The sequence below is a fragment of the Corynebacterium pseudodiphtheriticum genome (assembly GCF_023509295.1).
In the GTDB taxonomy this organism is placed as follows: Bacteria; Actinomycetota; Actinomycetes; order Mycobacteriales; family Mycobacteriaceae; genus Corynebacterium; species Corynebacterium pseudodiphtheriticum.
Genome location: NZ_CP091864.1, coordinates 1983783 through 1999359 on the forward strand (window position 1 = coordinate 1983783; position 15577 = coordinate 1999359).

13 protein-coding genes are annotated in these 15577 nt (G+C 55.4%); 1 reads left to right on the plus strand and 12 read right to left on the minus strand.

What is annotated here, in order from left to right:
- Positions 1-109: 109 nt before the first annotated feature.
- From L9H78_RS08945 to L9H78_RS09000, 12 genes are all read right to left on the minus strand, one after another.
- Positions 110-1099 carry a cytochrome c biogenesis CcdA family protein gene (locus L9H78_RS08945; protein WP_249620782.1) on the minus strand — a complete coding sequence of 330 codons (990 nt, stop codon included), beginning with the start codon at positions 1097-1099 and terminating at the stop codon, positions 110-112.
- A gap of 24 nt (positions 1100-1123) precedes the next feature.
- Positions 1124-1750, minus strand: a complete 627-nt coding sequence (locus tag L9H78_RS08950) for a TlpA family protein disulfide reductase (RefSeq protein ID WP_430622733.1) — start codon at positions 1748-1750, stop codon at positions 1124-1126.
- 88 nt (positions 1751-1838) lie between these two features.
- A complete protein-coding gene (locus tag L9H78_RS08955) occupies positions 1839-2555 on the minus strand; it encodes a histidine phosphatase family protein (RefSeq protein WP_249619877.1) in 717 nt (238 codons plus the stop codon).
- Between the two features lie 208 nt (positions 2556-2763).
- Positions 2764-4197, minus strand: a complete 1434-nt coding sequence (gene hemL, locus L9H78_RS08960) for a glutamate-1-semialdehyde 2,1-aminomutase (RefSeq protein ID WP_249619878.1) — start codon at positions 4195-4197, stop codon at positions 2764-2766.
- A gap of 76 nt (positions 4198-4273) precedes the next feature.
- Complete coding sequence (hemG, locus tag L9H78_RS08965) at positions 4274-5836, minus strand: protoporphyrinogen oxidase (protein ID WP_249619879.1); 1563 nt, start codon at positions 5834-5836, stop codon at positions 4274-4276.
- A 93-nt stretch (positions 5837-5929) separates the two neighbouring features.
- The gene (gene hemE, locus L9H78_RS08970) at positions 5930-7027 is read right to left on the minus strand and encodes a uroporphyrinogen decarboxylase (protein WP_249619880.1); all 1098 of its coding nucleotides are present in this window, start codon (positions 7025-7027) and stop codon (positions 5930-5932) included.
- Between the two features lie 107 nt (positions 7028-7134).
- Complete coding sequence (locus L9H78_RS08975; protein ID WP_249619881.1) at positions 7135-7950, minus strand: hypothetical protein; 816 nt, start codon at positions 7948-7950, stop codon at positions 7135-7137.
- Positions 7951-8020: 70 nt separating this feature from the next.
- Positions 8021-9010, minus strand: a complete 990-nt coding sequence (gene hemB, locus L9H78_RS08980; protein ID WP_249619883.1) for a porphobilinogen synthase — start codon at positions 9008-9010, stop codon at positions 8021-8023.
- Positions 9011-9185: 175 nt separating this feature from the next.
- A complete protein-coding gene (locus L9H78_RS08985; protein WP_249619884.1) occupies positions 9186-10922 on the minus strand; it encodes a uroporphyrinogen-III synthase in 1737 nt (578 codons plus the stop codon).
- 279 nt (positions 10923-11201) lie between these two features.
- Positions 11202-12095, minus strand: a complete 894-nt coding sequence (hemC, locus tag L9H78_RS08990; RefSeq protein WP_249619885.1) for a hydroxymethylbilane synthase — start codon at positions 12093-12095, stop codon at positions 11202-11204.
- Positions 12096-12166: 71 nt separating this feature from the next.
- Complete coding sequence (locus L9H78_RS08995; protein ID WP_249619886.1) at positions 12167-13633, minus strand: glutamyl-tRNA reductase; 1467 nt, start codon at positions 13631-13633, stop codon at positions 12167-12169.
- 259 nt (positions 13634-13892) lie between these two features.
- Positions 13893-14117, minus strand: a complete 225-nt coding sequence (locus tag L9H78_RS09000; protein ID WP_249620783.1) for a glutaredoxin family protein — start codon at positions 14115-14117, stop codon at positions 13893-13895.
- A gap of 392 nt (positions 14118-14509) precedes the next feature.
- Between L9H78_RS09000 and L9H78_RS09005 the strand changes: the two genes are divergently transcribed.
- The gene (locus tag L9H78_RS09005; protein ID WP_419145539.1) at positions 14510-15475 is read left to right on the plus strand and encodes an HAD family hydrolase; all 966 of its coding nucleotides are present in this window, start codon (positions 14510-14512) and stop codon (positions 15473-15475) included.
- Positions 15476-15577: the final 102 nt, after the last annotated feature.

Genomic DNA, 15577 nt, shown 5'->3' on the forward strand with positions numbered 1-15577 from the left:
TTGCGCGCGGTGTTGTCCACGGTGGGCTCCTTAAGGAAAATCGCGGGAATAGTCAGCGGGTTGGGTGGTTAGGGTGATAGGCGTAGGGTGATGGGCCTGGGGCAATGGGCTAAATCAGAGTCGTTCCATAATCAAAAGTCCACTGCCGAATATAGTTAATGAACTCCGCCCATACACCTGTTGCCAGGGCAAGCCCAACAAGGATCATGAGTACGCCTCCGATGGTCTGGATAGTGCGGGAATTCTTCCGCAACCAGTCGATAGAGCGCATGGCCTTGGCCGAACCCAGCGCAAACAGCACAAACGGCAGCCCCAGGCCCAGGCAATAGCCGATGATCATAAGCACACCCCGGGCCGCAGTACTGCCTTCAGTACCGGCCGAAATCGAAATGATCGCTGCAAGAGTCGGCCCCAAACACGGAGTCCAGCCCAGCGCAAACACGCCACCCAGCAGCGGAGCACCCACCCAGGTACTCCATTTTCTCGGTTCCACACGGGTGTCACGCTGCAGGAACCTCACGCCACCCAAAAACACGACACCCATCAGTATCGTGACGACACCACCAACCCGTTGCAGGGTTTCGGCATTCGCATTAATGGCACTCAAGGCCCCAAAAACAGAGACGGTTGCCAGAAGGAAGACCGTGGTAAAACCGGCAATAAAAAGCAACGAAGCCCCAACCACGGCCCACTGGCGACGCTTCGCGACGCGGACACCATAACGATCATCCAGCTCCACCGAGCCACCCGCAACACCCGCAAGGTAAGAAATGTAGCCGGGCACCAACGGAACGACACACGGCGAAGCAAATGACACGAGTCCGGCCAACGCAGCGGCAAGAAAGCCTAGGACAAGCGGGCCACTTGCCGCGGCGTCTGCGAATGATGATGCAGACGCCGACGCAGCAGCAACCGAGGACACCACGGTACTGTTAGTACTAGCACTGACACTGAAACTCGCACTTGCGATAAAACCGGCGCTCGCTGCTTGTTCTGACAACGCTGCACGCGAGAACTCAGAACTGAATAGGCTCGATAGGCCCGATATGTTTGACAGGTTTGACGGGTTTGCCAGGTTCATAAAATCCATAGAGGCCATAGGCACGACAGACACTCCCAGCGCTTAACTTTCGTCGAGAAGCGGTAGTGCCGCATCAAGAATGTCCTGATCGGTAACCTCGCGCAAGAAAACCGCGGCCGGGCGGTGCTGTTTATCCAGGATGATCGTCGTCGGCACCACGGAAGTCGGAATACCACCCAACGCAGCCGCGGAACGGAACGGTGGATCATAAATCGACGGGTACTCCACGCCGTTATCCTTAACGAAATCCTGCGAGATCGTTTGATTGTAGTCCCGGACATTAATGCCCAGCACGGTGCCACCGGATTCACTGAGCTCCTCATGAGCACGCTGCAAATCGTCTACCTCCGCGCGACACGGAGCACACCACTGGCCCCACGAGTTCAGAACGACGACCTCTCCAGCGAAATCATCAAGAGACAAGGTCTCATCCTCGTTCATCAAAGACGGACCGCGTAGATTCGCAATCGGCTGACGCTCAGATTCGTCATAGAAAATCTCCGTTTGCCCACCCGGAGTATGGAACTCGAAAGTACCGCCCACGTCGGAAACAGCATTCTTATTGGCTTCTTCCGACGCACATGCCGCCAAAGTCAACGACATTGCGCCTGCCAGCACAAGAGACGCGACGGTACGGGAACGCCGGGATGGTCCAAAAGTCGTAATCATAGTGCCCCTAGTATCACCCAACATGACAGCTGAGCCAAGTCGAGACCTGGACACCAAACCCCAAATGGTTCACCTTGGTATGAGAAATTTATATTTCCCGAGCCGGCGTGGAATAGCGGATATCAATAATATCCTTTCCGCTAAATACCAAGCTGGTTACCGACGCCAGCGCACACTCGCGATTCCATGGGGCATGTGCCAACGCCTGGCCGCGCACCGTGCGTTGCACCATGACGATCGGCAACTGATGAGAAACCACAATGCCCTCGTGGCCTTCGGCTTTATCGCGGATATCGTGCACTGCTGCCATCATGCGATCAGCAATATCCACAAACGGCTCGCCCCAAGATGGCTCCAGAGGGTTATACATCTGCGGCCAGCGTTTTGGGTTCCACAACTGCGAACGCAAGCCCTTCGTGCGCAGACCTTCGAAATCATTACCCGATTCGATAACCTGTGGGCATTCCTCAACGTCTAGGCCGGTGACTTTAGAGATTGGTTGCGCAGTCTGCTGCGCCCGAAGCAACGGTGATGCCGCCAGATAAGCCACATCATGGCCTGCGAAAGATTTCGCAGTGCGGGCAGCCATAGAGTGGCCCCGGGAAGACAAATGATAACCAGGAATCCGGCCATAAAGGATCTTGCCCGGGTTAAAAACTTCCCCATGACGTACCAGGTGCACGATAGTCACCGGAACCTCCGAACCAGTACCACCGGATTTCTTGGTTTCATGCGATTGGTTGGCTGGGTTGGCTTGTTTCGCTTGGTTGGCTGCAGAGTGATCACTGGATGAGATATTCAGCATGGGGCAATTCTCCTTTTCCTGACATTAGGATTCGTCAGCTGCACGAAATGGCATTTCGAATAGCGTCCAGCCTAGCGCAGGTTCACTGTTGGCTGGACGCAAGCGACTAGAGCACGCTCGCAATCCCTGAACCTCAAAACCCCAGAACCCCAGAGTCTCAGAGTCCCAGTCGAGACATGGTCGGTGCGCGGAGACTAAACCGCAACCATTAATTCATCAGCTGTGCAGCAGCTGCAGCCTTCGCCGCCGGTGCGAGCGCTTTTTCGAGAATTTCAAAGTCTGCATCACCCAAAGCATCGTGCACAAACCAGGTCTCAAAAGCCGAAGGTGGAACTACTACCCCGTTATCCAGCAAAGCATGGAAAAACGGACCAAAGCGGAACGTATCGGCAGCTTGCATATCAGCGAAGTTGCGCCCCTGCCCCTCAGCAAAACGAATGGACAACATGGTGCCGGCACGCTGAATATTGTGGGCAACGCCTTCCGCCTGCAATGCACGCGAAATCATCTCGCTAAGAGTGTCCGCGTGCGCACCGATGCGCTGGTATAGGGATTCGTCGGCAAGCTGCAACGACTTGGTGCCCGCCGCAACAGCAACCGGATTACCAGACAAGGTTCCAGCCTGATAAACAGGGCCTTCTGGTGCCAAATGAGCCATGATGTCAGCACGGCCACCGAAAGCAGCGGCGGGCAACCCTCCCGAAATGACCTTGCCAAAGGTCACCAAATCACCAGCCACACCATCAATGCCGTACCATCCCTGATACGAAGTACGGAACCCAGTCATGACCTCGTCGAGGATCAACAAAGCACCGTTATCGTGCGCAAGCTGCTTCAACGCCTGGTTGAACCCCTCCTCCGGGGCGACGGTTCCCATATTCCCTGCGGCTGCTTCCGCAATCACGGCAGCAACCTCCCCCTGATTTTCGGCAAACGCCTGGCGCACAGCCTCCAAATCGTTATACGGGACAACGATGGTTTCCGAGGCCTGCGCCTTAGTCACACCAGGAGAATCCGGGCTTGACGACGTCAACACACCCGAACCTGCGGAAGCCAGCAGAGCATCGACATGCCCGTGATAACAGCCCTGGAACTTGATGATCTTGCTCTTCCCCGTATAACCGCGTGCCAGGCGAACCGCGGTCATCGTGGCCTCAGTACCCGAATTAACCAGGCGGACCTTGTCCACGGCAGTGCGCTGCGCAATCAACTCAGCCAGTTCCACCTCACCCGTGGTCGGTGTGCCGAAACCTAGCCCCTTCTCCGCGGCACGAGTTACCGCCGCAACAATCTCCGGATGAGCATTACCGTGAATTCCTGGGCCATAAGAACACAGCAAATCGACATACTCGTTTCCGTCAACGTCAAACAAACGAGAGCCCTTGCCATGAGCAATAAACCGCGCAGTGCCTCCAACCGCATCAAAGGTACGAGCTGGAGAGTTCACACCACCCGGGGTTATATTCACAGCGCGACGAAACCACTCTTCCGAGCGTGCCGAAGGCAATATGCTTCCAGAAATGGCATCAACGCCAGCCCCGTTACCTGTAGAGGCACGGGAAGCAGAATGCCTTGCGGTTTCTACACGTGTGGTTTCTACGGTCGAGGAATCTACAGATGCATGTGAATTGTCCTGAGTCATAACCCCTAGTCTACGGGGTCTGTCACCTACGAGAATTCAGGCCTAGAGGTGGTGCCCCTCTAGAACCGGCGAGTTCCTACAACTGACGAGCAAGACTTTGCGCTGCCTTGCGCGCATGCGCAATCACCGCCGGGACACCAACGCCACCGGCCCACGCTCCAGTCACGGCGATACGGTCTACGTCGGCAAGCACTTCTTCCGCACGCTGCACAGTTTCTGTATGGGTGTGATCATAACGCGGCAACCCACCAAACCAACGCTGCGTGTAAATCTCTTCAACACCAGCCGCACGACCATCGAAACCGGTGAGTGCGGCGAGATCATCAAGAGCATAATCCACGAGTTCATCTTCCGGCGCCCGAGTGATCGCGTCATCACCGAAACGACCAAAGCTGGCGCGCACTATCGCGCCTCGCTCCGCCAAATGTGGCCATTTCCGAGATGACAACGTAAACGCTTTCGCCGTCACCCCAGGTTGATCAGCAGCGACAAGAATCCCAGAATTTTCCGGAAGCGCATTACCTGCTGGATCCACATCCGAAGCAAAACGCAAGCCGACAACAGCAGAACTTGCCAACTTGATGGAACTCATGATCTCCGCCGCCTTCGCGGTAGGCCCAGGTAAGGATTTCAAGATCCGCGCTGCCATCGGAGCTGGAGCCGCAACCAAGACGGCGTCGTAAAGAGTTTCATCCACGCCCAAGCCAAGCAGCCGATACCTGGTAGCTGCGGCAGATGCCGACTGCAAAGTAGCAGAGTCAGATTGCTGATCGTCGGAGCCCACCTGGTCGGAGCTAGTAGCCCCCGAATGGCTTGCACCTTCCGAACTCGAGACCTCCGAACTCGGGACCTCCGCAATTCCAGTCACAAAAGTTTCCAGGTAGATCTCAGCATCAGAAGCCTGCGCCAACCGCTCATACAAAGTGGCATACCCGTTGCGGAAAGTGCCGAAAACCGGGGCGCGCTTCGCCCCACTAGAAGTCTGCGGCGAAGCGGCGTTTTGACCCGCGGCAAGAACCTTGGCAACAGCAGCACTCAGCGTGACCTGCCCGCCCTCGCGCACCAACTCATCTAAAGCATTCGCTAAAGCCGGAACCGTGGCACGAACCCCCAAATCATCCGCAGCACAGGAATACACCCCACCCAACAACGCAGAAACACAACGATCGACGACTTCATCCCCATAACGATCACGCACCAATAATCCCAGGCTTTGATCCCCACCCAGCTCCCAGGCAATTGACTCTCGTTGCGCTTCCGCATCGATGGACTTGACCGTTTCCGGACTCACAAGACCCGCCACAGCTTGCCCCGTTGCCGGAATCCCCATCACCCCGGCGGTTGGCAACGCATGAGTGGTCTCCTGGGAATACAGCAACGGGCGCAAAGCAGAGGGATAAACAATCTCGTCAGCAAGGCCCAACTCTGCAAAAAACTCATGCGCATCATCCCGCCGGGCTAAAAACGCTTCCGCCCCCATATCAACCGGACCGCCGTCAAAGGGCACCGTGTGCAACTTACCGCCAATGCGCTCCGCACCTTCCCACACATCAATCTGTGCAGAGGGCAGCTCCTGGCGTAGCTGATAAGCAGCAGTCAAACCGGCGAGTCCGGCTCCAATAATCGCGCAACGAGTCATGAGAAAAATACTCCGAATTAGTCAGGTTGTGAAGGCGACGGCGGCAGCCGTCTAGATAGCTTTAGGCGCGCGAGTTCCGGCGCCCATGCTCTTTCAACGAGTTCCTGGCGCAGCAACTGCCCCAGTACCAGTTTCATGAATAAGTTCCACAGCCTTCGTAATGTCTTCCGGGACTGTGTTAGGTAGCACGCCATGCCCCAAGTTGAAAATGTGTCCCGTAGCATTACCAGTGGAAACCGCAGCCGCAGCTTCCCCTTTAATACGGGTAATCTCGCGGGCCATCGCCTGCTCGCCGCTAAACAAAATCGCTGGGTCCAAGTTGCCCTGCAACACACGTGGCCCCGCGGCCTGGCAAATTCGCTCAGCTGCACTATCCAGCGGCACGCGCCAATCCACCCCCATAACCTCAGAACCTGCCTGGCTCATGGCACCCAGCAACTCACCCGTGCCGACGCCGAAATGAATACGGGGGATTTCGCCCCGTACCGATTCCAGAATGCGCTGCGAATACGGCAGCACAAATTCGCGGTAATCCCGCTCTGTGAGATACCCAGCCCAGGAGTCAAACAGCTGCATGGCATCAATTCCCGCCGTAATCTGCGTCTGCAAAAACCGCGTCACCGTAGGGGTGATTTTCTCCATCAGCGAATGCCAGGTGTTCGGATCAGAATGCATCAACGATTTTGTACGCTCATGGTTTTTCGACGGCCCACCTTCCACGAGGTAACTAGCCAAAGTAAACGGCGCACCAATAAAACCAATCAGCGCCTGCGAATCCGTGAGTTCATCCAGAATTATCTCGATTCCCTCGGATACCTCCGAAATATCATCGTCCAGCACCGGCAAATCGCGCACGTCCTGAGGCGTACGCACAGGTTGCGCCATCACCGGCCCCCGCCCCGGAACAATTTCGACATCAACACCCGCTGCTTTCAACGGGATCACAATGTCTGAAAACAAAATCGCGGCGTCGACATCATGGCGACGCACAGGCTGCATCGTAATTTCAGCGAGCATCTCAGGCTGAAAGCACGCGTCCAACATGCTCGTGCCCTCGCGCAACTTCCGGTACTCAGGAAGGCTACGGCCAGCCTGGCGCATAAACCACACCGGAGTGCGGCTTGGGGTCCGCCCAAAGGCGGCATCAAGGAAAGGCGAATTGTTTAAATTCCGACGCGTCATAGCTCCCATTATCCACGAGGTCGCAACCTAGAACGAAACCGGCCTAGCAGCGTCCCCGGGCAGTCCTGCAGCGCCCCTGGGCAGTCATGCAGGAACTTCCACCAGCGTTTTCTTCTTTAGCGCTCTGCGTCCTGCGAGATCTTCTGCGCTTTTTGGGCATCTTCGCTTTTCCCGGAATTCCGGGCCTCTCGCTCCGCCTGCTTCTTAGCTTGCTTCTCTTTTTTCTTTTGCACCCGCCGTTCCTGCTCAGCGCGTAGCTCTTGCTCCATCTGGCGCATACGTTCTAGCTCCCCGGTGTAGTCCAGCGTCTCATTTCGGCCTCCGAATATGAGAGTAAGGACAGCAGCAACACCAACAAGAACCTGCAGATTGCCGTCAATAATGTAGAAAACTTCCGGAATTTCGGACAACGGGTTGCCAGAGGACCCAAAAATCATAACCAGGCGGAACGTGAAATATAGGCCAAAGAAAAACAGCATCCGTCGTGCCAAACCTGCCCGCTTATGTTGCTTATTAAGCAAATACAGCATCGTTGCCAGTAGTCCAAGCAGCAGTACGGAGATCAGCCCCATTAATACAATCGAGCCATAAACACCGAAGTTCAGCAAACTCTCACTAATTGCTTGGCCGCTTTCTTCGATACTGCTAGCAGCCTGGGCTTGCAGTTCGGAAGGATCCCACAGCGCCAGCGCGATATTGAGAACTTGGTGGACAAACTCCACAAACAGTACGAACGCCCACAGCCGCGTATAAAAACGCACAGATTCCGGCTGTTGCGGGCGTTGGGATTTTTTCGGGGACGGGCTTGTCACACTCTGCTCCTGCAAATTTTTCCCTTTCGCGCCATCAGCCCTCGGTGAAACGCTGTTCGCCTTTGTGGCATTCTTAGTCGACAACTCTGGCTCACGGGACTGAGGCTGCAAATTCACCATAGGGTGCACCTTATACACTGTGTGGTTTTTGTGCACGGTAGCACACAGAACGGGACAACCTCCCGGCACCTTAGCGCTGGTTTAACAGCCGGGCTGCATCCGTCGCAAAGTACGTCAGGATTTGATTGGCTCCCGCACGCTTAATGCTCAACAACGACTCCATCATTACGGCATCACGGTCAATCCAACCGTTATGACCAGCAGCTTGGATCATCGAATATTCACCAGAAACCTGGTAGGCGGCAACTGGCACAGGGGAAAACTCGGCAACCTCGCTGATGATATCCAAGTACGCCAGAGCAGGCTTTACCATGACAAAGTCTGCACCTTCCTCAATATCCAGCTGCACCTCCAGCAAGGATTCCCGTCGGTTTGCCGGGTCTTGTTGGTAGGTACGCCGATCCCCTTGCAATGAGGAACCGACGGCTTCTCGGAACGGGCCAAAAAACGCCGACGCATACTTCGCCGAGTAAGCCATGATCGCGACATCGGAATATCCTGCAGAATCCAACCCCTGGCGGATCGCTGCCACCTGACCATCCATCATTCCTGATGGAGAAACCAGGTGCGCGCCTGCTGCTGCCTGGCTCACTGCCATATCCACGTAACAATCCACTGTTGCGTCGTTAAGCACGTCTCCGTTGGCGTCAAGAAGCCCACAATGTCCGTGACTGGTGAATTCATCCAGGCAGGTATCAGCCATGATTAGCAAGTCATCGCCAAACTCTTTGCGCAGGTGTGCGATCCCGCGGTTTAAGATGCCGCTTTCTGCCCACGCTTGTGATCCGTTCTCATCCTTGTGCTCTGGGAGCGGGACTCCAAACAAATCGACGCAACGTACTCCCTGTTCCAGAGCTTGTTCTGCAGCTCGGGTCAAGGAATCAAAAGTGTGCTGAGAAACGCCCGGCATCGCCGAAATCGGATTCGGCTCGTCCAAACCATCAGCGATGAACATCGGAAGGATGAAATCAGCGGGGCGCAGGTGCGTCTCCGCTGTTAGTTCCCGTAATGCGGGGGTGGTGCGTAGGCGACGGGGGCGACGGGACAGCAGGTAATCCACTTCGGGGACCTTCCTTAAATTTCTTATTTTCCAGGTAAGAGGGGCTGTGGAGCTAGTGCATAGCCAGTTACATAGTTAGCGAAACAACACGGTGGCTCCGCTCTAACTCGTGTTTTGCCTGCGTACTACTTTCCGACAGCAAATTTCAAGAATTAGCATTTCCAGAATCAGTATTTCAAGAATTGATACTTCCAGAATCAGCTTCTCCAGAGGCAGCTTTTCCAGAATTGGTGCTTACCGAAGCCGCCGCTTTCCGACGCGTACGACGTTTTTTCCGCGGAGCCGGAAGGTTACCCGTTGCGCGCAGGTGTGCCACGTGGTCCGCCAGGGCGTCGATAAGATGTGGAACATCAGCGACTTCCGGGACGACGTCGACGCGCAGCCCCATCTCTTCTGCCGCGGCTTTCGCCATCGGGCCAATGCAAGCAATGATAGTGCGCTGGTGTGGTTTCCCCGCGATGCCCACGAGGTTACGCACCGTCGACCCGGAGGTAAAGGCCACCGCATCAAAGGCACCCGTTTTGATCATGTCGCGGGTTTCCGCTGATGGTGGAGCCGCGCGAACCGTCCGGTACGCGACCACATCGTCAACTTCCCAACCGAGCGCCTGTAGCCCGTCTACTAACGCATCACCGGCAATATCCGCGCGTGGCAGCAGAACGCGACCAACAGCGTCAATATCTTCCACATATGGTGGGAAAGATTCCACCAAGCCATGAGCGTTTTGTGCGTCTGCCTTCGGCAAAGCTTCCGGAACCATGCCTTTTTCACGAATAGCTTCAGCGGTTTTTCCTCCCACCGCAGCTAAGTGCACGCCAGCAAAATCGCGGGCATCCAGGCCCAATTCCGCGATCTTGTCCCAAACTACTTTTACCGCGTTCACGCTGGTGAACACGACCCATTTATAGCGCCCTTCGACAATGCCTTTGATTGCGCGGTCCATCTGGGCTGGGTTTCGCGGCGGTTCCACAGAAATCGTCGGCACCAATTGCGGAATTGCCCCATAGGAAGCCAGCTGCGCCGACATTGGACCGGCTTGCTCTTTCGTGCGCGGAACCAACACCCGCCAACCGTACAGGGGACGGTTCTCCCACCAAGAATACTTGGAACGGTCATCGAAGCTGCGCCCTAAGGTCACCACTAAGATGCCATCGAGCTCTGCGTTCAGCTTGCCCAGCGTTGCTAGGGTCGCCTCATAGGTGCGCTGCAAGCGTGTCGTGCCGTTGACTGTGACAAACGCGGGGGTGTCAACGCTCATCCCGCGCGTGCTCAACTCGTCGGCGATCGTCGGCAAGTCCGAAGCCCAAGCCTGCAACACGATAGGTTGTGTCGCGACAGACAATTGGTCCCAGTCGACGTCGCCATCGGTCATATCGGCTTCGGTGTATGTTGAGCCCAGTGCTAATCCTGCAAACGACGGCACTGTGGAAGGCAACGACATCCCAGGAACCACCTGGAATTCCATGCCAGCGGCACTCACGGCGGAGATTTCCGCCAAAATCGCTTCCCGATTTAATGGGTTACCGGCAACCAACCGGATAACATCACTGCCTCCGGCCTCTTCTAACGCCGTGCGCAGCTGGGTGACGACCTGCTCCGAACCAGCAAACTCCCGCACATCAGCAGCCGTCGGGGCTGCTGGCCTTGGCGGCTTCCGACGAGCCCCCTGGGCTTTCGCCTCAGCACACATGCGGGCGTATTCCTGCTCTGCAGCATCTAGTTTTTCTTGGGGCACTGGCAGTGCCGAGCCCACAATTTCGCGTACCCCAGCAAGCACCTGCGAGTCTGCGACCGCAATAGCGTTGTACGCGAGTACTTCCCTGGCGCGAACTGTTAGAAGGTCCGGGTTGCCGGGTCCGGCGCCGACGAACACCACTTTGCCTTGGTGGGCGACGGAGGGGGCGTTGCTCATATAGACCTTTTCTACGCGCGGTCACGGACAGTAAACAAAAATAAACCACGACGAAGCACCGTCATCTGCGGTTTTGCCTTTAACCGGACCCAAACCGTAGACGGTGCATTATCGTGTGCTAGTACCAGCTTAAAGCAGACGCCGGAAAACTAAAAAACAAACGGATTAGTCAGGACTCATTGAAACTCGAGGGCGAACGTCAGGTTACGTCCTTAGGGCGAGTAGTAGGCACCCCTTTAGCACCCAATCTCAGTGTCCCAGCGTGGCACCGGTGGTGCGCTAGGAATCACCCAGGAGTTCCGCAGCGCCGTCGGCAAGCAATGCCTGCGAGACCTCTTCGCCTACCGCGATAGGGTCGGTACCGCTGGCAGTGGCGAGCAACCTCTTTTTCCCATCCAGTGCGAACACCCCACCATGGGCAGTAATCATTCCAGTCTGCTCATCGAAGGTGGAGTACGCCGCCACCGGAGCGGTGCATCCTGCTTCCAAACGATTCAGCACCACGCGTTCCGCGAATGCGCAATCACGGTCGACGACACTGGTGAGCTTGTCGACGACTTCCACAACCGCAGCATCTTCCACGCGTACTTCCACGGCCAATGCCCCTTGCGCTGGAGCTGGCATCACTTCATCTACAGCAAAAACCTGGGTCGCTTTGTCCTGATAGCCATTTCGGATCAGCCCGGCATATGCCAAAACCACCGCATCGAGCTCGCCATCGTCAATCTTGCTCATTCGCGTTTCGATATTCCCGCGCAGAGGACGAATGTCGAGATCCGGGCGTAAGGACAGCAATTGTGAGATTCGGCGAGGCGCCGAAGTGCCCACGCGGGCACCTTCCGGTAATTCATCCAAGCGCAGACCATCGCGCGCAATCAGGGCTTCCCGGTTGTCCTCGCGCTTCGGGATTACCAAATGGAACCTGTCGTCAGCAGCCGTCGGCAAGTCTTTAAACGAGTGCACGGCCACGTCGCAGCCTCCTGCATCAAGTACTTCCCGCAGTTTCTGTGTAAATACGCCCACTCCGATACGCTCAACCGGGGCCATATTCACATCGCCTTCCGTTTTAACGATTTTCAACTCCGCGGGCGCACCAGCTGCGATAATCCAGTCACGCACGTGGCCAGCCTGGGTAGTAGCTAGTTTCGAGCCCCGGGTACCAATCTGCAACATGTTCTACTCCTTAGGCCCCCATGTGGGTTCCTTCTGCGTCTCTTAAAGCTTTTTAAAGGGATTCTTTAACGCTAATTATCCACGGAATTTTTATTCGTCCCAGCCTTATCGCCGGCCCCGGAATGGTTCCCGGCGTTATTGCCCAGAGCAATAACTTCCTGCACGGACGGTAGATCATCGGCATCGACGGCAATCGAGCTACCGTCGATCTCCAAACCAAACATTTCTTGGAGTGCTGTTTCATGGCTGACCGCGCCTGATTCCGCTGCGAGTTTTTTCGCCCGCACGGTGGGTTCGTGCAATAGCTTGTCGACGGCACGTCTAATCGCTACCTGCACTTGTCCGAAATCATCCTCCGACATGTGCGGACGCCTTTGCCGAAGACGCGCCATCTCACACTCGATCACGCCAGCAGCATGCTTGCGCAAGGCAGAAACTGCAGGGACTACTTCGCGTACACGCTGTTCAGAAGCAAATGCTTGTAACTCCTCACGAACAATGCGTTTCGCGTCTTGGTGGCCGACGGTGGTATCTTCATCGCTTTGCGACGCCAACGACTGATGCAGTCTCTCGATGTTGACCAGATCAACCCCGCGGAGCTCTGCGGTGTCATCCGCAATGTCGCGTGGCAATGAAAGGTCAATGAGTACCAGGTGACCGTGGCGCTGTTCCGGAATGGAAGCCCGGTCGACCGTGTAATTGTCTGCGCCCGTCGCCGAAACGATGATGTCTACTTTGCCATAAACTTGCTGACGGTCTTCGAAGTTCACAGCCTCTGCACACACGCCAGCTTGGTGCGCATGGTCGACCAGATTATCAGCCCGTTCGCGGGTGCGGTTAGCAACAATGATCTTGTCGACGCCCAACCGCCCCAGGTGTGTGGCAGCCAAGGACGCCATCGCGCCGGCTCCCAATACTAAAGCTGTACGGCCGATCAACAAAGGCTCGTCGACAAGGTCAGGAGTGCGAACAGTTGCGGAGTCATCACCGCTCTGCAAACCCAAATCCATGTACTGCAGCGCTTCGTTCAACGCAACAGTAACCATAGATGCGCCTGCCTCATCGATTTTGGTCTCGGTATGCACTCTCTTTCCTGCTCGCAGAGCAGATTGCGCCAGGGCATGAAGAGTTTTTCCAGCCGTGTTTGCGGCTACTGCACGCTGGTACGCCTTGCGTACCTGGCCAATGATTTGCTGCTCACCGACCACCATGGAGTCCAACCCGGAGGCGACCACCATCATATGCTCAGCAGCAGCATCCGCATAGCGCACGTAGAGATAGCTACGCAGTTCATCGATATCAATGTGAGAAATACGGTGCAGGACTTCCACCACATCTTGAACTCCGGAATGGAATGAATTCGTGACGCAGTAGACCTCCAAGCGGTTGCACGTGGAGATGATCATTGCCTCACTCAGCGACGAAGTGGCCACGAGCTCAGCATTCGTCTCCTCGCGTTGCATGCCATCTACGCTCAGTCGCTCTAACAAAGCGACCGGAGCCGAACGATGGGACATTCCCACGACGAGCACGCTCACATTTTCCTCCGCAATCTCACTAACTCAACTACAAAACTTAACTACAGTAATCCGCGTCATGATTGGAACGACTCAGGGCTTCGCCAAGCACTCCGCGCCCACCAGTTAGGGCACTCCAGCTGGAGCCCTCCAGCTGTCCCGGTTTTGGGTAGGCCCGCACTCACGACTGAGGTCTACCCATGATATCAACCAAAAGGATAGCCCCAATGGCCACAGAAAGCAGAATCTCCAGGGCAATGGGCAAGCAAATTACCAGCTCCTAGAGCCCATTCTGCAAAGCAGCGGCCAACTCATCGTTGTCGACCTCCCAGCACGCGAATTCCTCGTTATCAAGAACCACCACGGGCACCCGGTCTCCAAATTCAACCGCAAGCCCAGCATCATTATCAACGTTACGCACCACCAGTTTTGCATCTGCGGCTGCAACGATTGGGGCGATCTGCTCACGAACGCGAACACACGACCCACAATTTGTCCGAACCATCAATTCTACGATGTGCGTGGCCGTGGGGTTGGGGCTAGGAGCATAACCAGCTTCAGTCTTATTCTCGGTGGCATCTACTTCAGCTCGAGCGACCCCAACAGAATTATTGTGACGCGATTGCATCGCGGACTCCCCGGATCGCCAAGCGTCATTCATCATGCAAACTAGCCTCTCTAACTTCTAAGCCATACGGGTCTATATTCTGCAGGCAGTTCTACACCAGAGAAAATACAGCACGAAATATTAATGGGTTTTTACATACAACAGGTAGAGTCTAGCGAGTGAATTTCTTGTCTGATCCTGACGGCAGTGGGCCGAACTCAGCAGAAGATTTCCTCGCGGAATGGTCTGCAAGTCGCGGCAATTTACGACGTTTCCTAGAAAATACCGTCATGCCACCGCTGGATGAGGCACACCAACAAGAAGCCGGTGAAGCCGCCGCCGCAAACGCCATTAGCGAAACTTTTGGCATCGGCCTCCCCGACTTTGACTCGGGCGTCGCCTCGGTCTCGGGATCTGTGAAAGCCGCAGGAAGCTTTAAACTCACTCAGCCCGATCCCGCCATACCGCAAGATATCGGCGCAGCTGCGTTTTTTGACGTAGATAACACCCTAATCCAAGGATCATCACTCGTCGTTCTCGCTATGGGGCTGGCACGGAAACGCTTTTTTCGCTTGCGCGATATCGCCCCGATCGCGTGGAAACAAATAAAATACCGCGTTACCGGCTCCGAAAACATTAATGACGTAGCCTCAGGTCGCGAACAAGCCCTGGAATTTATTAAAGGCCGCACCGTAGAAGAGCTCAACGATATCTGCCAAGAAATCGTGGACTCACGGGTTGCAGACAAAGCCTATCCTGCTACCCGTGAGCTAGCGAACAAACACTTGGCAGCCGGCCAACAAGTATGGCTCGTGACGGCAACACCTGTGCAACTGGCCCAAATTTTAGCCCAAAGATTTGGTTTTACCGGTGCGCTTGGCACCGTGGCAGAGGTGCAAAACGGCAAATTCACTGGACGACTAGTCGGCGACATCCTGCACGGACCAGGTAAAAAACATGCAGTCGCGGCTTTGGCTGCGATGGAGAAGCTAGATCTTGATCGCTGTACTGCCTATTCAGATTCAATCAACGATATTCCGATGCTGACAATGGTCGGCACCGCCGTAGCTATTAACCCAGATCGGGAGCTGCGCAAGGAAGCAGAATCGCGAGGGTGGAAAATCAACGACTACCGTTCCCTACGTAAGGCCGTGCGTTCCTTCGGTGTACCGGCATTAATTACCGCACTATTTTCCTACGGTGCTTACGGTGGCTGGAAAATATTAGGGCCTTCTAAGAAAAATTCCACCACATAGAAAGCAAATAGCCACCGTTCAAATCAAAAGCCAGGTAAATCAAAAGCTAGTTAATTCAAGCACAGGTTGCTGCCCAACAAATTTAGCAACATTCATTCATCT